General features: G+C 34.2%; 21 protein-coding genes. All 21 read right to left on the bottom strand.

The genetic code is table 11. The annotated features are described in order from the left end of the window. Nucleotides 1–19: 19 nt before the first annotated feature. Nucleotides 20–2,749, bottom strand: coding sequence for an acetate and sugar kinases/Hsc70/actin family protein (locus BM305_RS14820; RefSeq protein ID WP_207649498.1), 2,730 nt, complete (start codon nt 2,747–2,749; stop codon nt 20–22). A 39-nt stretch (nt 2,750–2,788) separates the two neighbouring features. Next, nucleotides 2,789–3,487, bottom strand: coding sequence for a hypothetical protein (locus BM305_RS14825; RefSeq protein WP_092562429.1), 699 nt, complete (start codon nt 3,485–3,487; stop codon nt 2,789–2,791). A gap of 25 nt (nt 3,488–3,512) precedes the next feature. Beyond that, the gene (locus BM305_RS14830) at nt 3,513–4,796 is read right to left on the bottom strand and encodes a hypothetical protein (protein WP_092562432.1); all 1,284 of its coding nucleotides are present in this window, start codon (nt 4,794–4,796) and stop codon (nt 3,513–3,515) included. 38 nt (nt 4,797–4,834) lie between these two features. Further along, on the bottom strand, nt 4,835–6,982 hold the full coding sequence (locus BM305_RS14835) for a PP2C family protein-serine/threonine phosphatase (protein WP_092562435.1): 2,148 nt from the start codon (nt 6,980–6,982) through the stop codon (nt 4,835–4,837). 37 nt (nt 6,983–7,019) lie between these two features. After that, nucleotides 7,020–7,871 carry a PP2C family protein-serine/threonine phosphatase gene (locus tag BM305_RS14840; RefSeq protein ID WP_092562438.1) on the bottom strand — a complete coding sequence of 284 codons (852 nt, stop codon included), beginning with the start codon at nt 7,869–7,871 and terminating at the stop codon, nt 7,020–7,022. Beyond that, a complete protein-coding gene (locus BM305_RS14845) occupies nt 7,871–8,392 on the bottom strand; it encodes an FHA domain-containing protein (RefSeq protein ID WP_092562441.1) in 522 nt (173 codons plus the stop codon). Before BM305_RS14845 ends, BM305_RS14840 begins: the two co-directional genes overlap by 1 nt. 43 nt (nt 8,393–8,435) lie before the next feature. Further along, entirely contained in the window at nt 8,436–9,011 is a 576-nt protein-coding gene (locus tag BM305_RS14850) for an FHA domain-containing protein (RefSeq protein ID WP_177214751.1), read from the bottom strand. A 212-nt stretch (nt 9,012–9,223) separates the two neighbouring features. Then, on the bottom strand, nt 9,224–9,643 hold the full coding sequence (locus BM305_RS14855; protein ID WP_092562447.1) for a membrane-associated protease 1: 420 nt from the start codon (nt 9,641–9,643) through the stop codon (nt 9,224–9,226). 31 nt (nt 9,644–9,674) lie between these two features. Then, nucleotides 9,675–10,100, bottom strand: coding sequence for a membrane-associated protease 1 (locus BM305_RS14860; protein WP_092562450.1), 426 nt, complete (start codon nt 10,098–10,100; stop codon nt 9,675–9,677). A gap of 101 nt (nt 10,101–10,201) precedes the next feature. Further along, nucleotides 10,202–12,370 carry a transcriptional regulator gene (locus BM305_RS14865; RefSeq protein ID WP_092562454.1) on the bottom strand — a complete coding sequence of 723 codons (2,169 nt, stop codon included), beginning with the start codon at nt 12,368–12,370 and terminating at the stop codon, nt 10,202–10,204. 105 nt (nt 12,371–12,475) lie between these two features. Further along, nucleotides 12,476–13,381 (bottom strand): serine/threonine-protein kinase, encoded by a 906-nt coding sequence (locus BM305_RS14870; RefSeq protein ID WP_092562457.1) that lies wholly within the window; start codon nt 13,379–13,381, stop codon nt 12,476–12,478. 63 nt (nt 13,382–13,444) lie between these two features. Beyond that, the gene (locus tag BM305_RS14875) at nt 13,445–15,493 is read right to left on the bottom strand and encodes a vWA domain-containing protein (RefSeq protein WP_092562460.1); all 2,049 of its coding nucleotides are present in this window, start codon (nt 15,491–15,493) and stop codon (nt 13,445–13,447) included. A gap of 43 nt (nt 15,494–15,536) precedes the next feature. Then, nucleotides 15,537–16,292: a PP2C family protein-serine/threonine phosphatase gene (locus tag BM305_RS14880; protein WP_092562463.1), complete on the bottom strand. Its 756-nt coding sequence runs from the start codon at nt 16,290–16,292 to the stop codon at nt 15,537–15,539. 8 nt (nt 16,293–16,300) lie between these two features. Next, on the bottom strand, nt 16,301–17,845 hold the full coding sequence (locus BM305_RS14885; protein WP_092562465.1) for an FHA domain-containing protein: 1,545 nt from the start codon (nt 17,843–17,845) through the stop codon (nt 16,301–16,303). A gap of 54 nt (nt 17,846–17,899) precedes the next feature. Next, nucleotides 17,900–18,271: a DnaJ domain-containing protein gene (locus tag BM305_RS19770; protein ID WP_092562468.1), complete on the bottom strand. Its 372-nt coding sequence runs from the start codon at nt 18,269–18,271 to the stop codon at nt 17,900–17,902. A 214-nt stretch (nt 18,272–18,485) separates the two neighbouring features. Next, complete coding sequence (obgE, locus tag BM305_RS14895) at nt 18,486–19,775, bottom strand: GTPase ObgE (protein WP_092562471.1); 1,290 nt, start codon at nt 19,773–19,775, stop codon at nt 18,486–18,488. 72 nt (nt 19,776–19,847) lie between these two features. After that, complete coding sequence (gene rpmA / locus BM305_RS14900; protein WP_092562474.1) at nt 19,848–20,135, bottom strand: 50S ribosomal protein L27; 288 nt, start codon at nt 20,133–20,135, stop codon at nt 19,848–19,850. 29 nt (nt 20,136–20,164) lie between these two features. After that, on the bottom strand, nt 20,165–20,488 hold the full coding sequence (locus tag BM305_RS14905) for a ribosomal-processing cysteine protease Prp (RefSeq protein ID WP_092562477.1): 324 nt from the start codon (nt 20,486–20,488) through the stop codon (nt 20,165–20,167). A gap of 12 nt (nt 20,489–20,500) precedes the next feature. Next, nucleotides 20,501–20,812 carry a 50S ribosomal protein L21 gene (rplU, locus tag BM305_RS14910; RefSeq protein ID WP_092562480.1) on the bottom strand — a complete coding sequence of 104 codons (312 nt, stop codon included), beginning with the start codon at nt 20,810–20,812 and terminating at the stop codon, nt 20,501–20,503. A 136-nt stretch (nt 20,813–20,948) separates the two neighbouring features. Then, nucleotides 20,949–21,617: a TraX family protein gene (locus BM305_RS14915; protein ID WP_092562483.1), complete on the bottom strand. Its 669-nt coding sequence runs from the start codon at nt 21,615–21,617 to the stop codon at nt 20,949–20,951. 29 nt (nt 21,618–21,646) lie between these two features. After that, nucleotides 21,647–23,806: a stalk domain-containing protein gene (locus BM305_RS14920; RefSeq protein WP_092562486.1), complete on the bottom strand. Its 2,160-nt coding sequence runs from the start codon at nt 23,804–23,806 to the stop codon at nt 21,647–21,649. Between the last annotated feature and the right edge of the window lie 13 nt (nt 23,807–23,819).

Raw genomic sequence — 23,819 nt, forward strand, 5'->3', positions numbered from 1 at the left:
TTATTCCTCCAATATTTTACTATCTGGTTCCGTCAAAGAAATCGACTTCCCAAATATCATTTTCAAAACCATAGAATTCTTCCCTGCCCAAATACAGCTGTGTTCCCTGCCTGGATATAGGAACAATAAAGAAGCCCCATTGGTCTTTGGCAGCAAAAATGAAAAACTTCACCTCTGTATCATTGATATTATCTGTATCATCCTGAATAATATAGTCCGCATAATCTCTATATTTCTCCTGAATATCTTCATAGGTAACAGGTTCATAATCACGCTCATAGTTATTATAATTATAACGGAATTTTAGTTTTCCTGAACCATCCTTTAACAATAGCTCTAATTGACGAATCCCCCTATTACGAGAAAGAAAACCATATCGTTGTTCTTGATCCAGACTATAAATCAATTGTTTTTCCTTATTCTCATGTGTAAATCCTGTTACAGAATATGGAATCATTGGCATACAGTACTGAAGATTTACATTGGTGTAACCAATTTTTCTGGCATTAATATATTGAATTGCCCCCTTAACACAAGACAGCTTTAATTCCATAATACTGGCACTATCATTACTATGATGTTTAAATTCAATATTTTTTCCTGGAATAAATTCCTTTAATGCTTCACGAAAAATATCAATTCTACAAGATTGTCCTGTAAGTTTGATAATGGAAAAATCACTGAGTATTCCTTCTTTATAAAAGTCAAAAAGAAATTTATTTACGATTTCATAAATATCTGCCTTTAGCAAAAGCTCAATTTCTTTTATATTAAATATAATATCTGGAAAGGTGTGATTATAGGTTAAACGTCCACCTTCATTTACTACCAGGTTCCATCTTTCAATTCTAGTTATTTTTAAGTCATCATCTTCCTGCTCATAATTTGATTGGAAACGGTTTCGAATGACACCCTCACTCATATAAAACTGCTTTTTCATTTTATCAGCAATATCAAAGAGGAAATAGAAGTTATTTTTGACCATAAAATACTCGTCACGAGTTCTATTTTCATAATTCTTAAACTTAGTTGGTATAATTTGTTCTGCTTCCTCATAAGCACGCTCTAATTTTTCATAAACAGCTTCTTTTCCAAACTCATCCACATATCTGAAAATATCTTCGGAAGCTACTGTAATTAATTCATCGATTTTAACTGGCTTTTGTTCTGTATAGTGAGTTGCAAAAATAATTTTTATATATTGCATAATACGATACGTAATATTATTACCACCAAAATTAGTATCACCGTTTTCGTAGGTAGTTTCAATATTTACGTTATATGCTACAGAATCATTTTCAATGGAGAAGGTGCAGGAAGATAAATCCGTGGTACCACCGCCACAGTCAATGATTAAAGCTGACAAGCGTTCACCGTCATAATATTTATTTTTTTCAATTAGATTTGCAATTGTATTATATAAGACAGCTGTACCTTCATCCAGCATATGTTCTGTTTCCAGTTCATATTCAGGAAGTACTTCCCGAAACATTTGGGCAAATTGTCTCTTTTGCTTCACTGGACTGGTAATATGAAGTGTTTTAAATTTACACTTAAAACGCTGTTCCGCACATCTTATGACATATCTTAAATATTCACCAATAATATCAGAACGCTTTACCATGGCGATGTTTCCCTGCTTATCTGTCACCTCTTGCAGAGCATCATAATTATTTATCCAACGTTTTATTTCAAAGAAAACACTAAAGGTTTCGTCATAATACTTTACTTTATTAGCCTTTTGCGCATCATATCCAAATTGAAAAACAATATTATTTTCATCACTACAATCCTGAATACTGACAACGGTTGGCAGTAACGGACTCCAGATCTTTTCGTTTTTTGTATTGTCCAAAAAATTCACGATATTGATTTGATCTAATACAATTCCTCGATTTGAAATATCGTGATTATTATGACGGGATACATATCCGTAATCCAAATATGCACCAGCAGCTGTGTTAGATGTACCAAAATCAATGGAAAGAATGGCTTCAGTAATTTCAGCCTCCCGCACTTCAATATCAGCCAACGGAATTTTATAATAATTCAATGCAGCAATTCCCTGTTGCTCGATGTCATAATACGTATTATAGATATAATCTGAATCCCGTTTTTCAAAATAAATCATAGAGTAGTGTCGGTGCTGTTGCATTCTCAATGGAATATCTGCACTTTTACAAAGATAAAAATGAGGTGGCTCATGTCCATCACTAACTAAATTAAAAATACCACATAGTTCATTGCCTTCACCAATTAGTAATACATTGGATTCGCCTAAACGATTTACAACAGCTTTGCTGATATCATCCCGCTTCTGATGATCAATTTCAACCTGATACCGATCATATAAAGTAAGATCCAAATCATTGTAAACAATAAGCTTAGCTGGATTACGAATGGTTCCCTCATCCTTTAGCTGACCACCCAGTTTTCGTTTTAATAATTCTTCAATTCGTTCAAATCCGCCTTCTTTTGGTTTCGATATTAATAACGTTTCCTTTTCTCCACGATATCTAAGTATGGTTTCAATTAATTCATACCGATTCAAAGGATTGGTTATTCCCTTAATAATTTTTTCTTTATTACAAATTTCCCTTAATTGATAGGTGGTCATTTCATCAAGTTCTTTTTCGCGATAAGTTGTACTATATTGCACTACTGGCTTTGAATCTAGATTTAATGAATATGACGGCTTTTTAGGCGGTTCCAAATTCAATTTAAAGCCTGGTTTTTTGCTGACTGGCACGCTCATTCCTCCTATTCAAATTGTATATTTAATAGAATCCTAATACAATACAATATGATCCATTTTCATTGTAGCTTCTTTCCCAATAATTCCAAAGTGTTTATCCCAATATATTCTGCATAAATATCCAAGGGGTAAGAACATCTCCTTAATAAATTCCATCTTTTCAACATACTTAGTTATTTTTTTAACACCAGCATAAATTAATATTTCGGGCTTATCTATATTATTCACATATACATAGCTGTCCTGAAAAACAAAATGAATAACCTTCTTCAGCATTAGAACAGGTGTATTCAGTTTATACAAGTCTATTAGCTTATTTGTAATGTATTCCTGCTCAAAGAGATTAAAATAGTTCCATCGTTCCTTCGCAATTTCTCCAAACACGCCTGATCTAATATCATGATCAATAAACCGCCTGTAAAATTCCTGCATATTTAATCCCATATTAATATCCACAGTGGCAATCAGATGAATTATCCAATCAAACAATTCTCCACGGATTTTAACATCATCATAATTCTCAATATCAAACATTGTTTTGAAAATTTTATGAAAACGGTAATACGGATTTATTTCGATTTCTTTTTCCATATCAGCTTCAATTGGTATATTTAAATCGTCAAATGCCATTTCCATATAAGGTGAATAGCGCTTTGCAGGTGAAAAACGAAACTCATCAATGTCAATACCAGCCTGCCGGGCTTTTATGACTGTATCCCATAAATAATTCATAATACCTCCACATTAAAATTGATTGCTATATTCTTAGTTTTCCTACGCACTTATACTCTGGGAAATATCGTTGCATTTCAGACATAATGAAACTTAAAATATCTCTGGTAAGGTAATTATAATCGGTGGTGGTACATTCGACTAATAATATTTTTTTACTGGAGTCCTTACGTATATCCTCTTCAATAAATGGATTCATTGTGTAGGTTTCTTCTTCCATATCAATTAAATCTTCCAGTATTTCCACATTTGTTACTTTAAGCACAGAAGATGCATCATAAGCTAAGATTCTTCTGATTAATTCGGACTTAGTTCGTATAATTTTCAATTCCTTCTGGGCATATCTTACCATAAAGGAACCATTTGTTCCATTTGACATAACAGGATATTTGTAATCATAAACAACCTCAGGGTCTTTATCTTTAATATAATAAACTGGCCAATAATCAATATTGTCTAGATTCAAAATAATGGAAACCGATTCTGTATCCCGTATGCAATAACCATCGTATTTATTGTCTTCTCCAAACTGAACAACATAATTGTAGGCTGTATCTGGAACAGATAAGCTGATTTTATGTTGATAATGAATGTTATCTCGAACAGGAATTGGAAAATTCGTACTTTGTAGTTGTGTACTTTCTAAATTCCACAATGGTATTACATCGTAAAACCCATATGGTTCATAATCTTCAAGTGCAATCTTATACTTCTGAACAGTTTCATCCGCTGGAATATTACTACATTTTAATATAACCACATCTACAAACTTATAAATAAATGGTGCATTAATTGTATGCCATTCCAGGCCATTCGCTATATAGTCAAAATATAAGGAACGAATTTGTTCTAAATATTTGGTACACTTTTGTAAACGGAATTCTGCTTCATAGGTACCACTTTCTGTTGAAATGGTACCTTTAAAAATTCGTTTACTTTTTAGCAACTCACTTATTTTCAAGTAGTCGCACTGTAAAAAAATCTGGCCTAATGTACATTGTCCATTAATTTTAAGTTCTTCCAGCATATCCGTAGAAGATTTCACTGTACTTTTCTCATCTTCGGGATATACGGGATACATAAAACTATCAATTGGATCATACTCATCAATGTCACAAATAGTCGTGAAAATGATATGATCAGAACTATCAGCATTGATTTGCTTAAACACCTGATTTACCAGATAATTATAAGAATTATCTGTGTAGTCAATTAATTCAGAAAAGGAATAATTTAAAATATCCTTTAATAAACGTCTTTCATCTAAATCTTGAATTTTATTAAGTTTATTCTTAATAACTTCTTTCATACTATCCCTGCTCCATCGTTTTCTACTATTACAAATTGTTATTCATTTTCTTGTGTGTCAGCTTTGCTGCCAGATGTCTCTTTTTCCTCTTTTGCCGCTGCTTTTTCTTCCTCTTCTGCAATTAAATCATCCAGAGCTTTTTGAGCCTTTTTAATTTTTCCTTGTACAGCAACATCCTCCTGATCTAAAGCAGCTTCTTTATAATACTCACTTGCCTTTTCATACCAGATTAATGCATTCTCATAGTCTTTCTCTGAAAGTGCATCATCCCCCTTTAACTCAGCGTCTTTTGCCGAAACAGTACTGAGTTTAATGTTAATAGCATCAATTTCTTCAGTCATATCATATTTTGTGTACGTTTTAAGTGCCTTTTGATATGTTGATTTTGCAGCAGCAAAGTCCTTTCCTTTTGCAAGAGAATCACCCTTTGTAACATTATTGTCTGCTTTATTCAAATCCTCTTTTTTATCACTTTCGATTTTTGACTGTTGGATTTCTTCATTTACTTTATCCTTAGCAGATTGAACTTCATCCGCTTTTGCTGCATTTTCTGGTCCTGCACTTTCAAAATTCTTTTTAGCATTATCTAAGTTTCTCAATGCATCCGCCAGTTCACCTTCATCGTATTTTTCGTTTGCTTTATCCAGTAATGCCTGAGCCATAATTGCAAAGCGCTCATATTCAAAATTAGCAATAATATCTTTAATTTTAGCACAAAGTTCTTCCTCATCAACTAAGGACTCTTCTGTTAACAATAGTTTCAATTCAGAAAGTTTATTTGGGATAATCGTATCCTCCCAATTATAGGTAACCATCGACCTTGCAGTTTCCACATATTCTGTATTATCCACTTTAATCTTAGCCAGTAGTGTTTCCATCTCATCAACGGTCTTCTTGGCATTAGCTTTTTCCTTCACACCTTGAAATTTTTCTTCATAGCTTGCAATTAAATCAAGATATATTGGCTCAATGGTATCTCCTAACGGTGATTCATCAAGTGCTTTGCAATTAATTAAAGTTACATCTATGTTAGAAAGCTTCACATCATTGGCATAATTAATGCCTTTTGCAATATTTAGCAGCAATAAATATTTTTCATATAGTTTTACATAATCAATTTCTTCCTCTAACTCTAAAGTTCTAATTTCATTCATATAAGAATATAGAGTGCAATAACTATTTGCCAAATATATTTTTTCGTTCTTTAAATCTTTTTTAGACGTAAATCCTAAATATGTATTAGAAACACGTTCAAAATTATCGGCAGCTTCAATATAATTATTGTTATTTACATTTGTAATTCCCGTGTCAACCATTTCCCACATGTTTGAAATGGTATGCTGCTTTTTAAAATACTGAAAAGCGAAAATTCCACCTAAAACAGCAAGAATAAGAACGACCGGAATTAATATAACCAGAATTTTTTTAATTATTTTTTTCCTTTTTGGATTCTGATAAACCTTATTCATATAGATACAGGCAATTGTATAATTTGAAATAAGCTTCATCCTCTGGCTTAAAATAATGTCTTCTATTCCAGTACATACATCTTCTGGTTCACTTGCTTCTTCGATGGCATCTAAAAGTTCTGGAACTCCTGTATTTTCCCATATTCCTCTAGTACATAGCGTAACGATATCCCCGTCCATCAGCTTCATTTTTTTTGAAATGAATGGTCTGAAATTTCCAGGCTGGCCTAAATAACAAAATAAGTTATGTCTTTCTTCATGCTCCTGAATTTTATCAAGTGATATTTCTCCATTATCAGCCATCGTTTGGCTTAATGATTGATCTGAACTTTGGTGGATAATGCGGCCAGTCCTCCAATGATATAATCTTGCATTCCCAGATTGTATCCATCGAATTTTTTTATAATCAGTAACTAGAATTAGTATACTTGCCTCTAGACGAATATCCTTTGTTTCCTTTAGCAATTCGTTATGAGCAGCATTGATATAACTTTTTAGGGCTCTCTTGCGAATGCTTTTCTTTTCATGAAAGGCAGCTATTACTGCGGACACTGCCAGTTCTGCACTATCCCGTTTCCGATCATCATCAATTCCATCTGCAATTACATAACAAGCATAATCCTCTAATTCAACAAAAGCAAAGAAATCGGAATTCTTCAAATAACTCCCTGCCTCTGAAATGAACTTTGTTTTAAAAACTGAATTATCTTTTCTCATTATAAATTTCCTCTCATCTATGTTTGTGAATCAGCGATCAAATTTTATTGATACTCATAATGATGATTGTAGCATTATCCTTACTTTTCACATTTTTTCTCTTAATTGCATCTATAATATCCTCAGCAAGATCATTAGCACTTGCCTTTTTTCTTGAAAGGAGTGTTTCCAGTTCAATTTGATTTAATGTTTCTATTCCATCAGAATATAATAAAACCTTATCACCTTTTTGTAAGGTAACTGGACGGGGCGAAACCTCTGCACCTTCAAATCCATCATACCCGACATAATTCATCAAGCGTCTGCTTTGTGGGTGATCCAGTGCATCTTCACGGCTGATTTTTCCTGAAAAATACTGATCCTCTAGCCAGTTTTCTACATTTTGTTTTCTATTGATTGGGATAATACGTCCATCACGGAATAATGCAATGATACTATCACCTACAGATACCCAGTACAAATCATTTTTAATTAATATTGTACCTACAACCGTTGTTCCACAAGGAATATCTTCAAACTTTTTTCTGATTTCATAATTTGCCGTTTTTGACGCATGCTGAAAATAGTAATTAATATTTCCAGTCACATCATTTTTTTTAAATTCTGATAGATACGTATCCACAGCAATTTTACTTGCAAGGTGTCCGTTCAAAAATCCTCCGATTCCATCCGCAACAATCGCCAACGTTCCATATGGCGAAACATAGGTCGCAAATGAATCGTCCTGCTTCTCTCTTGTTCCTATGTATTGAGCATTACCAAGGTCAATACCAGAACCTTTTGGTTTTTTCTTTATAAATCCTCCATTAATACGAAGAAAAAGACTGAATGCTACTAGTGCAGCCAAAAATATAATAAGTATTGCAATAATCACTGTTTGACTTATCATTACTCTTCTTCACCACTCTCCCACTCAAAATGCTCCCCGCATAATGGTATATAAATAAACTTGCTGCTTCCCATCTCAACAATTGAAAATGCCTTTAATTCAACTGGTGTATACACCGCTTCATTGTTATGATACGCCAACCCAGAAGAATCTCCTGGCAACAGGTAAGACGTTCTGTTCTTCTTATCGTAAGATATGGCTGCATGGTTAATTCTTGAAATTGCATTATCACCAACAATTTGAATGTGCATATTATCAGCACGTCCAATAAAATTTTTACCTGCCTTTATTTTGTAGTCCTTACCATATTGTGGACCTTCAATACAAACCAGCCATCCTACAACTGGATCAAATTCTTGTCCTGCTGATGTCATAATTGGCATTGTTTTATCAGGATCGTCAATTAACATTCTCCTGGTATTTGTTGTTGCTTTTTCAAGTTCAGTATTACAATACGGACAAACGTCTCCATATTTTCTTGCACTAAACATATGTCCATTTTTGCAACGATTTAAGCCCATAACACATTCTCCTTTTTGTTCAATAGTAAGTAAACCAGTTATTTTATTTTACTTGTAAAATAGTTTTTCCAATATAAATTAGATCACCAATATCTAGTTTTACTGGTTCCGATTTATTTAAATAGTTAATATCTACTTCATTATACTTTTGGATTCCTGTTCCTTGTTCGGAATCAAAGTCCTCTACAAACCAATTTTCACCTGTATAATTGAGTAAGGCATGTTCATCAGATATTAAGGCTGCTAAGGCTGTATCAGATAAGTCGATATCAACTCGATTATTTTCAGTATTCTTTCCAATCACCAGTCCTGCTCTACCTGTCAAACTCCATTGTTTCAAAACCTGATGCTCTTCGTTTAATAAAAGAAGTTCTGATATATGCGACACGGAATTTGTACTTGCAGGATTTGAAGATGCAATCGTAATTTCGTTTGTAGCTTTGTAATAAACAATCCAAAGATAGAAAATAGAAAAAACCAATATAATACCTAAATAAATCACCTTTACTAATGTACCAGCTTCCAGGTTGAGAATAATTACAAATAACGCACCTATTCCAGCCCAAATCAAATTATCAATAACACTCATTAATCCATTTCTTCTTTTTCCTTGCTTCACTGCCATTCCCTCCAACATTGCTCATTTATTGAATACTTGTGCATTCACGCAAACCTTTCGGTTCGTGTGCGTCGGCAAATGTGTATGCAAGCATACCCGCTTGCCTTGTGCATTCACGCAAATTAAAACTAAAGTTCTAAATACCTAAAGGCATCTTAGAACTTTAGTTTTTTGTAATGAATTGTTTAGACTATAGCATCTAAATGCATCTGTTATGCAGCAAATCCACCATTGATTGCTATATCTGTGATGTTATCTTTCTTCTGTCTTACTGTAAGTATGTACTTACCTGTTCCTGTCTCATCATCAAATTCTTCTGTATAATCTACAACGAATGCTTTAGAGAATTCATATTGTCTTACAACTTGTCCAGCAGCGATAACTTCTACACTTACTTTACGATAACACTCAGCTTCTGTTGATGGAACTCTTGACCATTCAGATAATCCTAATGACTCTTCAGAACCTTCAAATAGTGTTAAGATTTTTCCTGTGATAATCATAGTTGCACCAAGGCTGGCAGAACGTGCATTGGAATCTTGAGGCACAGCAGCAATGAATTCAACAGCTTCAATCGTTTTTACGCTAAGGTCGATTTTAGAACCGCCTTCAATACTAATTTTAAAACCCATTTCTTTCCCTCCTAATCACGATAGACTTTCATTATGCTCCAAAGCTTCCAGAACATTCAAATACTTTGTTCTTATCTTTCTTTTGTCTGATAAGTGTTTCAAAGTAACCTACACCAGTTTCATTATCAAATGATTCTTTGTAATATACGATAAATGCATTTGGTAATTTCATTTCACGTACCACCATACCTGCACTTATGTATCTTACAGTTACTTGTCCATAGCAGTTAGGATCTTCTACTGGTATAACGGACCATTTTGCAAGATTTACAGTGTCATCCTTATCACCATCTAAAGCTGTGATAATCTTTCCTTTGATTTCCACTGCAAGGCTTACATCATTTGAACGAGCATTGCTGTCGTCAGGGGTATCAGTAAAATACCTTACTGATGTAATAGTTTCAAAACCAAGTTCAATTGTTCCAGGACCTCCTGATACTTTAAGTTCGAACCCCATGTTTCTTTCCTCCTATCAAAAAAATATTTTATTTATAATAAATCATAGTGATCTATTATCCATATGAGCTAGCTAAAACAACGCTTTTGTTCCTGCCAGCATTACGCTGAAGTAGATTTTGTAATCTCCACCTCAAGATTTTTAATATTACCATTAAATACAAGATTAATGCTGCATACTCCTGTTTCATCATCAATGGTACAACCAAGATCATCGCCCTCTTGAATAATGGCATTAATATAATTTTTATCTGTAAGCCATTGCTGCTTTTGACTTTGTGGATTATTACTGAAGAATCTGACCACACTGTCTTGTTTAAAGTCTGTTGTTTGGAATTTTAAAATTCTTTCTATATAAGTACTAACTAGTGTTTTATAAACAGAGTCATAAGAGTCGTCTACTAATGCCATTGTTCTTGCTTTATATACTGTTATCTGCTTAACATCCTTACCATTTAACTGAGAGTTTTCAGATGCAAAAACAAAGCCAAATCCTTTGCTGTTAATTGAGGTTTTAATTGCATTAGTAAAACCTGTAATCTCCTGCGCCATAGTCGTTATAACCTTTAGGGAATTATCTCCTGCTTCAATATCAAACCGAATACCTGGATATTTAGGAGTAACATTTTTAAATACTGTCTTCAAATATTCTGGGCACTGGTAAGCAGCTACAATACCAGCAGCTACATAGGCGGAACTAATGTACACGCCTTCTATCCAAAGCTTTAATATATCTTCTCTTTCTTTAGAAAGGATAACTCCACCAGCATCATTCACCTGCATTCTATTATCAATAATAACTCCAGATTTTTCTTTTGGAATAATTGTAAAGTTAGGAATACAACAGGACACATACTCGCTATATTCTTTTCTTAATAACCCTTCACATTTTTCCATAAATTTATCTACACCAGCAGTTGCAACATAATTAAATGTTGTATTTTCTGTTGTCTGGAAACTAAAGAAAGTCTGTATCTTATACTTTCTAATACAATCTAACAACATTGTTAATGATTCCATTGTGTTTCCATCCTGCTTTTCAACAGCATTGGTACCTTGAAAACGAGTTCTACGAACTTTCACTTTATTAGCAGCTTCCATTTCAAGATCTGGAACAATTGCTAACCATACCGTATTATTAAAATCATTTTTCTCATTAACTGTATTTAAAAAGGTTTCCAATCTTGGAATATTATTACTTTTAACCATTAAATCAAGCTTTGTATTTGTAATTAATAAAGTAGGCTTCATACCTCTTTGCTTTGTGGTATACTGTTCAAAGAACATTTTTACACCTAACATTTTTTCAACTAATGGCTTAACAGCTTTTACAAACTCATCTTTTGCATTTTTATAAAACTCAAGGTATGTATTATATTTATCTACCTCTGCAGCTATATCTATCTGATCATCTACTACTGCTGTCAACGGACAGAATGTTCTGACAACTAAGCTTCGTACATAATCTGATGGCTCATCCTCATTAATTGCATCATAATCCTCTTCAAATGCTTCAATAAGACCGGCCATATTATTATCATTTATTGCAACCAGTTCGTTCTTCTTTTCTTTTGGAGCCTCTAATACTTTAAGCTCACCTGTTTCACTCATAGACAATACACCAATCTGTAATGGCGCAGCATTTTCAGAATCTGAAGATTGTGAAAAAAGTAATCTTGTCTTAATATCTTCAATCGCAAGTGGCAGCATAGCCATTACGTTATTATAATTCTGGCTTGCTTCTTCAAACTTATAATTCAGTTTATCTGCAAGCTCCAATTTATTCGGATCACCTTCTTCAAGTTCTTCATGTTTTCCATATAAATAATGAATTTCCTTACGAGCCTGCTTAATATCTTCCATTACCTTTTTAGGAGAAATCATGTCCAAAATGTTTTCAAATTTGAAATCAACATTAATTAATCCCTGTGAACGTTTGGTATCAATTAATGTAAATAACATATTTAGAAAATCATTTTGTCTGTTTAAAGGGATTTCGTTTACAAATTCTTCCGGAAGAGACTCAGGTTTCTTTAACGTATAAAGAACCTTTTGATCTCCTGCACTAAAATAGGAATACACGGTTGGCGAAAACTTATCAAGAAATTCATCAAAATCTTTACATAATAATTCTTCATTAATTTCTTTAATCTTTGTATCACTAAGGCTTTCCACGTCCTTAACATCACCAACTAAAGTAAGTAAGTCCAACTTTTGAGGATTGAACTCTTCAAATAATATAGTCCTGTTTGTTTGTCTGATTATATCCATATTTAGCTATAACTCCCTTTCTTAAATAATTTTATTTTTATACGGAATAAAAAATATTCCGGATTTTTAAATATAGAATGCATCCTTATTCTAAATTGTACTTTTTTATAAATAAAGCAGATAAAGCATACTTAATGAATGAAAACGATGCTTTTCATTTAGCACCATGGATTTTTTAATAAAATACTCCATGATAAAGGGTACCTCAGCATAGTTAGAAACACTTTCTAGTTCATCTTTCTTTTTCCTCTCCATTGCATCTAACGGAATAATGCCAGTAGTCAAATAATAAATAACAGCTCCTACGCTATAAATATCTGTTTTTTTTGTACACATCTTTTGTTCATACAACTCAGGGGCAGAATAGCCTTTGCTTGCAAAGGAAATTTCTGTATTTGTCTGTCCATTTAAGCAAGCAGAACCAAAATCAATTAATACCAAGCTTCCATCTGACCTGACCATTATATTGGAGGGCTTAATATCCCTGTGAAGAATATTCAACTTATGAATCCCCTTAACAATCGAAATTAATGACCGAATTGTTTTCTTATAGTTTAACGTGCAATTTGACTGAATGGTATGTTCAAGATCCATACCTTCTACAAAATCCATAACCAGATACTGCGTTTCATTTTCTTGAAAGCTATCAATATAACCAACCACATGAACATAAAGGTCTTTTGGCAGATTTTTAAGTTTCTGAACCACCTCACATTCACATTGAAAGGCTGTAAACATCTGCATAAAAGGCTTTTTATAAGCATTTCCTTTACAGACAACAGTCCTTCTGTCTAAATCACGATTGGCAAAAGAATAAGGACAAAATTCTTTCACTAGTACTTTAGATTCTTTGCTTTCCTTTGCTTCTAAGTCTTCTGCAATGTATAGTAAACTAGTATGTCCAATTGCAAAATAATTTGCAATCCGATATCGTGATTTTAAAACAGTTCCAAACTCCAGCGCAACATCATGCATATTGGCGTATAAAGTATCATCAATGTATTCTTGCATTACTGATTGACACCCCCCTAATGCATTTTTGTATTTATGTAATCATCAAATAGTAGTAATGCTTTATAGTCTATAGCGAAGTTCCAATTCACAGCCATTTTCATCAAAGCAGACATATATTTTTTCTCCTGAGTATATGGTTACAGGGATGTCTTTGCTTACAATCTGTGTTCCAATAAATATACTGCTGTTTAGGCTGTGGATTAATTCTATTCCAGAATCTGATTTCGGATAAAACCAAATGCGATCGGAACCTAAAAAATCATCATTCATCCGAACATCATTTAAGAGCTTTCTTAAGGATACTCCTCCACTTGGATACATGGATAAATCCCATTTAAGTGGTGGAATGTCATTTGCACTCTTCACATCAATGACATATCCAATTAAGCTTCCAACAAAATGTCCCTGTTCTTTCTGTTTCACTTGTTTATTTTTCAATATTACATATAGACTGGCAGCTATAGAAATCAGAATAATAACACCAATTGCGATTCCAACAATGATTGCCTGATACATGGCCCAGAATGAAACACAATCAATGGTCATTGTTGAAACATATGTATTCCCCTCTGAATCCTCTGCCGCTAATGTAATTACCGTAACACCAACTTCTTCTGGTACTACTTCCAAAACATTGTTCTGCAAATCCAGCTTCAGATAATCTCCATCCACAGTCTGAACAGAATAAGATAACTCTTGTGTTTTTTTGTCATCAAATAATTCTGATAAATCATATTTTTCAGATGACTCTTTTACACAAATTCTGTATTCAAGGGAACCTACTGCAATGGGTTCATTGTTAAAAACCTGAAATTCATCTGTTTCATAAATACCTTGCATGTAATCACCAGAATATACAATCTTAATCTGATAAATATCATTATTATCAAAAGTATATTCCATTTCAATTCCTGTAGACAGCTTTGAAAATGTTAATTCTTTTTCTTCTTGACTTGTCACATTAACTAAATAACATTTATATTCTAATCCACTATAAATAGATTCTTCTTCGACTAATTCTTTTGATTCCGTATCCATTAAGTGAAATTGGAATAACGCCTTATCGTTACGGTAAATCTTATCATTCATCTGCATACTTCCCTGAAGGGAATAGATTTCTTGCACATTTACAGTAACATTACTCTTTTTTGGTGCTTCAAAATATAGAATGGCCGATTCAAATGATGGCTGATCCACATCTATTATGGAATAATGCTTAGAGGAAGTTACTTTTTCATTAGAACCACTTCCAATTATACCAGCATTAGATATAGACTTAGTAGATAATACCAGTATCTTCAGCTTTTTAATATATTTATTAGATACATTAACACTAACTTCCTGCATTGCTCCGTCAGAAACTAAAGTGGCAATATTTTTCATAACAGGGTTATTGTGCCTTTTCAATATATCATTCAGTATGTCCACTAATTGAAATGGGCTTGTTGCAGTATAAGACTGCCCATCTGCCTGTTGGGAAATCACACTTAAATAGTCAACGTGTGTATTAAAAGAACCTATTAAACCAACTGTATAAATGGGAATATCATTTTCAACTGCAAGCTGAACACTATCATCAACATCTTGCTGGGAGTCGGCTTCTGAACGCCCCGAATCACTATTTTTTAAATCCGTTTTACCATCTGATAACAGAATAACAATGGATTCACGGCCTTCCTCTTTATTATCAGCAAGCATGGAAACTGCTTTTTTTAGTCCAAGTCCTATGTCTGTTTCACCTTTAAATTCAATATTATCTATGTAATCCTTTAGTTTACTTGCTTCTACAGCATCATTTGCCTGAGTTAATTGATAAGAATAGGCAATGGTATCATTATATCCAACAAAACCGATACGATTATCTGTTGATGAATACATATCAACCATTATTTTCATTAATTCAATTGAAATTCTGTCAGAATCTGTTTTTTTCATAGAACCACTAATATCAAGGACAAAAACAATATCACAACAGGTAGCATTCAATGAATTGGTTGTACCTTCAGCATGTACCACAATATGCTTACTGATAAACCCAGTACACATTAACATTGCAAATAGAGTTGCTGTCATTACCCATTTTTTACAAACTTCTAATCTCTCATGCATAGCTATTCTCCTTTTAGCTAACTGCCATTGCAGAAAAACATTCCTAACTCAGTTTAATAAAAATGGAGGTTATGTTATCCCTCTCACCTCTATATTTTACTGATTCAATTAGCTCCAATGCCGTCTCCTGCATTTCTTCTTGAGAAAAATCAATCATGGCTTCAAGAACATCCTCGATTTCCCCATCATTCAACTGGTTATACTGTCCATCACTGCAAAGAAGAAAAACATCCTCACTATCATAAGTTCCATTTGTATTATGTATTTCTAAGTTTTTGGTGACACCTACACATTGAAGAAGCACATTTTTCTCTTTACTCTTTCTTGCTTCTTCTTCGGTAATTTGACCATTCATAATCTTTGCACCCAAAACAGTATGGTCAAAGGTAAGATATCTTAACCCATCTGCATACTTATAAATCCTGGTATCACCAATATGAAATGTATAATAATTTCCATCTATAAATAAGATGGCACTAATTGTTGTACCAAGATTTTTTCTGGCCTCAAAACCCATCTGTATTAATTCAAAATTAATATTTTCAATTTCTGTATTCACATCGTGAACCAGCGTAGTAAAATCAATATCTTTTTTAATATAGGAGCGAAACCATCGATCCATTTTTGTCACTACATAGCTGCTGGCCTTATCTCCGTGAGACAAACCACCAACACCATCACAAACAATAGCAAGACAAACTTCTCCATAAGAAGTATCTACTACATTTACCAGATAGTTATCCTCATTCAAGGTTCTTTCAATTCCAGCATCTGTATTTGTAACATATAAAAAACCCATTTACACACCTATCCTCTCTTAAACGTAAAGCCTTTTTTACCAAAGGAAACTTTAAAACCATCATTTATCACATATTCCTTATCTGGCTCTAATTTATTACCATTCAGATAGGTAAAATTACTGGAGCCCAAATCAATAATATAGTATTCATTGTTTTTCTGCACAATCTGGGCATGTCTTTTAGAAATGAAATTTTCTTCAATTTTATAATTTACAGCGCCTTCTCTTCCAATTACAAAAGTATCCGCATCCACAAAAATACGATCCATCATACTGGATTTTCCATCTTCTATTAAATAGGCATTATTAAAACTGTTATAGCCAAGCACTCCTGTAGCACCATCTTCCGTTGGCTGAAATGCAGCTGGTGACTCTGGACGTACCGTTGGCTGTGCAGAAACCGTATTTGACGGCTTAGAACCCGTACTTTTTACTCGTGCTGAATCCATACTATCTACAGCAGGGCGTGATGGAACACCACTTTGCTGATTCCGAGAAGTCTTCACACTTCTTTCGACATTTCCTGGACGAACCTGAGGTGTACTTCTTTCAGCAGATGCTGCTGTTGTTACGCGGGCACTGTCATAACCTCCGTTTGCACTTTGAGCACGATTCCCACGGGTCACATCAGAAGAATTCTTTGAGCTGCCTGATTTTAAAATACCAAAATTAATACCTGCAACTGATAATGCAGATAAAGCAACTGACAATATGCTTCCTGTTCCAGGCTGGGTAAATATATTCCCGTCCCCTATATTATGTAAAACCATTGGCAAAACAACTGTAAAAACACCAATACAGACAATTGAAACACCTGATGACAATAATATTTTACTTGTTGAAACTGGTTTTTCAATGATCTTGTCTACTTCAACCATTTTTTCAATAATTTTTTCAACTTCAACTGGCTTTTCCACTACTTTTTCTACAATTCGTTCAATTTCAACTGGTCTCTCAACGATCTTTTCAACCTCAACTTCAACTTTTTTCTCAACTACCTTCTCAACCACTTTCACTTCTGCAACTGCATGAATATTTAATGTCTCAACAGCATTTTTCAAAGCCTTAACCGTAAAATCCGGCTGGCTAATCTGCTCCAGCAGCGTTCCAAGAAGAAGGGTGGCCTTATTCGTAACAGCTGTCTTACACAAATTCATCATCATATCCTGACAGTTACGAGTATTAATGGCTGTTTTAATAGGACAATAAACTACTTTGATTTCCATTGTCTTTTTATTAATAAACACGAATTCTAAATCTTCTATAATATTCGCGTCTAAAAACCCTGCATCATAAATGCTGGTAAACGCCTCTAAACATTTTATAACAATATCCTGTAAACCATCAAAATCTAATGTTACTTCTTCTAAATAATCCAGTAACGATACAAATTCACCTTTATAATATAAGACAACATTCCTGTCATAACGATCTCTCATACACGGCAGGATGAATTCATTAGAATTCATTTTAGGTATAATATCGTAATTAATCTTTTCTGTTTCTTCAAGACACAACTTTAAATATCCATCTTCTGTGTATTGAATCTGCATGTACAGCCGCCCCCTTGTTTTTCGTATTCCAATCTCAAAATAAAGAATTCCCTGTTAAAACTTAAACCCAAAAAAATCATTAAACTGTTGCTGTGATTTCTTAAACTCTTCACCCATATCTACTTTCGTACCTTGGCTGCCAGTTCTTCTCTGGGCAGGCTGCTTCTTCACTCCGCCAGCAGTACCACGTCCCGTTCCAGCAGAACTAGTTTGTCTTTGTTCTCTATCATAATCAGCCTTCTTGACATCATCGCTTAAAATATCATATGCTTCTGATATTTGTTTAAATTTCTCCTCTGCAACCTTATCACCAGGATTGGAGTCAGGATGATATTTTCTTGCCAGGGCACGATATGCCTTTCGAATCTCATCCTTTGTTGCACCTTGTTTAACGTTCAAAACCTCATATGGATTAAATGATTTCAAAATAAATTCCCCCGTATATGTACCTCATAGATTCTGTTACCTAATATGGTAAGCTCTTCCTTATTCAATTATATTGTACTTTAAATTAAATTTCAATACAAATCTTTCAGTTTATATTAATATTTTTTTATACTTTTTTTTATTTTTCTACATTTTCCTCCAAAAGGGGTTGCATAAAATATCGCTTATGCAACCCCTTTTGAAATAGATTTTATTAGGATTTATAATAATCAAATTGTAAATCATACATTTTAACAGTATCACCATCTGTTATTCCCAGCTTTTCCAATTCTTCTATTATGCCGTTTTCACGCATGAATTTCTGAAAAAATCCAAACCCTTTTTCAGAATCGAGATTTGTATATCCAAGCATTTTTTCAATACGTGGTCCCTCCACAATAAAAACGCCATCTTCAACTTTTTCTACAATAATCGGTTCATTTTCAGAAACCAACGTATCTGGAAAGAATTCTTTTTCAAAGACAACTGGGGTATCATCAATATTGTCCAACATTTCTCTTACATAATACAGCAGCTCTTTAATTCCCTTGCCGCTGACTGCGGAAATAGGAAATACTTTAATGCCGTCCTTTTCAAATTCATCCCTAAGCACAGAAACTACAGTTTCTTCCTCGTCTCCATAAAAAACATCTGTTTTATTTGCTGCAATTACTTGTGGAAGATTCATTAATTTTTCATTGTATGCTTTTAATTCTGAATTAATAATCTTAATATCTTCAATTGGATCTCTTCCTTCCGTAGATGCTGCATCCACCATATGAATTATTACCTTAGTACGTTCAATGTGACGTAAAAATTCATGTCCAAGTCCAATTCCTTCTGAAGCACCTTCAATTAACCCCGGAATATCTGCAATCACAAACCCCCTGGAATCTTCCAAATCAACAACTCCAAGATTAGGATTCAAGGTTGTAAAGTGATAGTTTGCTATCTTCGGTTTTGCATTTGTGACACGGGATAAAAATGTAGACTTTCCAACATTTGGAAATCCAACGAGCCCCACATCTGCAATTACCTTCAATTCTAATAGAACTTCTAAATCTTGAGACGGCTGGCCTGGCTGGGCATATTTAGGTACCTGCATAGTGGGAGTGGCAAAATTCATATTGCCCTTTCCTCCTTTTCCACCCTTTAATATAACCTCACGTCTGTTTTCAAAAGACATATCTGTAATTACTTTTCCTGTAGCGGCATCTTTTATAATAGTTCCAGGAGGAACTTTTACTATTTTATCATTACCATTAGCACCATGACATTTCTTTTTTCCGCCTGGTTCTCCATCACCGGCAATGTATTTACGGATATGTCGAAAATCATTTAATGTATTCAAACCTTCATCTATTTCAAAAATGACATTGCCGCCTTTTCCGCCATCACCGCCGTCTGGCCCCCCTGCTGCCACAAAAAGTTCACGACGGAAGCTTACATGACCATCTCCGCCTTTTCCTGAACGAATATAAATTTTAGCATGATCTGCAAACATAATTACCTCTTTTCTAGAATAAAAAGCCCCAAATCATTGAAATCTCAAAGTTTGGGGCTTGGTTTCACAAAATTATTTTGCTTCTACAGGGTATACAGAAGCTTGCTTTTTGTCTCTACCTTTTCTTTCAAATCTTAAAACACCATCAACTAAAGCAAATAAAGTATCATCACCGCCACGTCCAACGTTTACGCCTGGGTGAATCTTTGTACCACGTTGTCTGTAAAGAATATTACCAGCTAAAACAAACTGACCGTCTGCTCTCTTTGCACCTAATCTCTTGGATTCTGAATCTCTACCATTCTTAGTAGAACCAACTCCCTTTTTATGTGCAAAAAACTGAAGATTCATCTTTAACATACGCTTACACCTCCTTGAGTATAAGTAAATTACTGTTCTATAATAGAAATAAACTTATTTCCGTATTGTTCTTCAATTGCTTTCAAGCCTAAAAGCATAGAATTAATTAACAATTCAGTCTCCTTACTCATGGTTCCTGTCATCTCCAAACCAATCCATCCATCCTCTTCTTCTGATTCAACAAAAAAATCATCATCTGTAAAGGTTTCAATGGAATTAATTGTATTAATGACTAAAACAGATACCGCAGAACAAACAATATCTTCGCCATTTTCAGCATATCCGGCATGTCCATGCAGGCTGAACTGCTTACAAATACCAGCATCATTTCTTGAAATTCTGACCTTTATCATACAATAACCTGATTAAGCATTGATTTTTTCAATCTTAACTTGTGTATATTGCTGTCTGTGTCCGTTTTTCTTATGATAACCAGATTTTCTTTTATATCTGTAAACGATAACTTTTTTAGCTTTATCCTGCTTTACAACTGTAGCTTTTACACTTGCAGAACCAACGCTAGGATTTCCAACTTCTAATTTTCCATCCTTGCTTACAGCTAATACATCATCAAATGTTACTTCTTCACCAGCTTCAACAAAAAGCTTTTCAATATTAATAACATCGCCTTCAGATACTTTGTACTGTTTACCACCTGTTGCAATGATTGCGTACATATGGCACCTCCTACTTCATTACTCGCCAGTTATGGTGGTCACAGCCGAAACTGTTCCGCTTATAACCTCACTGTGCGGCATACCATAATATTAAATCACACCTTAGCCTGCTTGTCAATGGTTTTATTAAAATTTGTTAAAACTGAAAATTTAACACAAACCTGATATAATATAGGATAAGCAGATGAGCGGGATAAAATACATAAAAAACGTATTTTAACCTCCATCCTCTTTTCCCATTGTAGAATTCCATAGGTATCGCTGAAAAAATCCCTGTCAATTGCAGCAAAAATGAATTGAATATTACATTACCTAAAAATCGTTTCTTATGATTATCCCTGCAGCTTGCAAAAAAATAGATTAACATTACACCTGCATACGAATAATCTGTTTGAAATAATAGTGCAGTTACAAAAATAACAATTATGCTTCCCAATTTAATAAATTGATGGGATAGCTGTCTCTGGCAAACCAGAAGCAGTAATCCTAAAAACAGCGTAAAAAACACATTTTGATGCTGCGGATAAAACAAGGTACCACGAAATGCAAGATTGAATGGCAATTCTGAAACAAACGCAAATAACAACAGCCTGACCAAATACCATTTCACATTTTTCGAATGATAGAAGCCCTCTGCCAGCAAAAAGCAAAACAAAGGGAATGCAATTCTTCCTATTCCCCGGCCTGTTTCATACAAAGCAGGATATTTATCAGATTGTACCAGTACTGCTGTTGTATGGTCAACCAGCATGAAAAAAAGTGCCATAAGCTTTATTGTGCTCCCGCTAAAACCATTCCATTTCATTCAGTAGTTCCCCTTATTATGATAAAATTTTATTTTTCAGGAATATAAACCATACCAGTGTAGTCGCAAAAACCCTTTGCAATTTCTTGGGCAGTTTCTTTCCAGTAAAGAACATTCCCCATCATGGTAGTTGCCTCATGCAAATTAGTCATAAATGCACATTCCAATAAAATACTCGCCTTCGTTCCCATAGCAGATGTATTGCACATTGCAAAATTATAATTCGTATTCACACCTCGATTTAGTTGTTTCGTCCCATTTTTAACTTGATTTAAAACAGCTGACGCAAGTTTTTTGGAATCACCTGCATTGGCAGTTGTCCGATATGAAAAAACTTCGATACCATTTCCGCTTGTAAAGCTGCTCCCACTTCCAATTGCATTGTAATGAATGCTGATTGAATAGTCTGACTCACTCTTTTTAATGTTTGCCTGTCTAGTTGATAATGGAACATCCTCAGTGCCAAATGCACTTTTATAAACTTCAAAACCACACCGTTCAAGCTCTTCTACCAGATATTTTCCGACACCGACATTAGCGGTATGCTCACGTATCTGACTTCCTTTTTTTGCATCGATAACACCATCCTGATCAAAATCTAATGCAAACGGTAAAGGCGGCGTTCTTTTTCCAGCTGTGTATGCACCATGCCCGCAATCGACTGCTATTTTAATGGCGCTATTTGCTATTAGTGTAACAGTAAGATAATTTCCATCCATCACTACTTTACACATTGTATCACTATATTTTTTAGAAATCGTTAAGGTTGCCGTTGCATCCTGATTATATAGCAACGCAGCTCCCTTCATCAGATAGGGTTCCTTAATTTCTAAGTTCTGCCCACCCATATAGTCTAACACATTATAAACCGTAACGGTTATCTTTGCATCTTCCTCTGAAACGTAATAGTCGCTAAATTCATTCGTTCCAGTAAAAGAAATTACTTCTGTATTCCCCTTGCGTTCTCCAACAACCTTTAATACTGCGGAAGCAGGTTCTTCCGATGTAGCTGGAGTCACTGTTGGAACATGCGTTTCTGATACAATAGGGGTTACCGTTGAAACTGGAATTTCTGATACAGCTGGAGTCATCGTTGGAATTGGCATCTCTGATACTTCTGGAGTCATCGTTGGGATAGGTGTTTCTGATACTACTGGCATATCCGATACAACTGGAACCTCTGTAGCATTCCATTCAAAATAAATTCCATCTGGTCTTGTTAGACATGCAGTAGCAGTTGACTGATTCCATATATAATTATAGCCTAAATTTCTTGCAACAAAATAGGCTGGGACGATAAGGAACACCTTATCATTTTTTGCATTCCGTATAAATTTAGGTGCACAAGAAAGTCTATAGGTTTTTTCATTGACTGAAGCCGCCCTTCTGTCAATTTTCATTTTAATTGTAATATCATTTTTGGTAATCGTAATAACTTTAGTTGTTGGATTATATTCATATTCAGCACCAATTCTACTATCGGTAAATACCTTCTCAGCCTGCACCATTACCGTATTATTAATGATAATAGCTGGCATGTCCGTAATACTAATATTCTCATCGTCTAAAGTAACCTTACCCTTGGAACCAGTATATTTTCTCCATTTACTATTATATCTCAGATAAAAAGGAGTGGTCATAGAAATAGTTGCCGATGTATTGGAATGGTTTTTCCAGCTGTAGGAATATCCCAGACTTTTTGCCACAAATTGAGCTGGCACTAAAAGCTTTGTCTTATTTTGCGCAACATATCTGACAAACACAGGTGGAAAATCCAGCGTATATTTTTTTCCATTTACATATGCTGTTCTTCTATTAACTGTCATACGTATGACAATCCCAAACTTCTCAATAGTTATTTTTTTGTTAGAATACGTATAGGATGCACCTAATCCCTGTTGAAAAACATCATAGGCCGAAACCATATAAATTTCTTCTTTTTTAGAATTTACCATTTCAAGTCCCTTTGTTCCATTCAAATCAACAGCAGTTCCATCTACAGTAACCCCTACCTGCTGTCCTGAAAAATTAATTGTTTTTCCATTGTATTGAATTTTCATGCTAGTAGCAGCACTGACCGCAAAATTCGAATATGTATCGAAAATAATCGAAAAAACAAGAGTCATTAGAAACAAAGATACTATTTTGCATATCGCACAACGTTGTCTGGAAGTAAAAAAATCATTCATAGCTCTCTATCCC

The sequence above is a fragment of the Anaeromicropila populeti genome, assembly GCF_900112775.1.
Taxonomy (GTDB): domain Bacteria; phylum Bacillota; class Clostridia; order Lachnospirales; family Lachnospiraceae; genus Anaeromicropila_A; species Anaeromicropila_A populeti.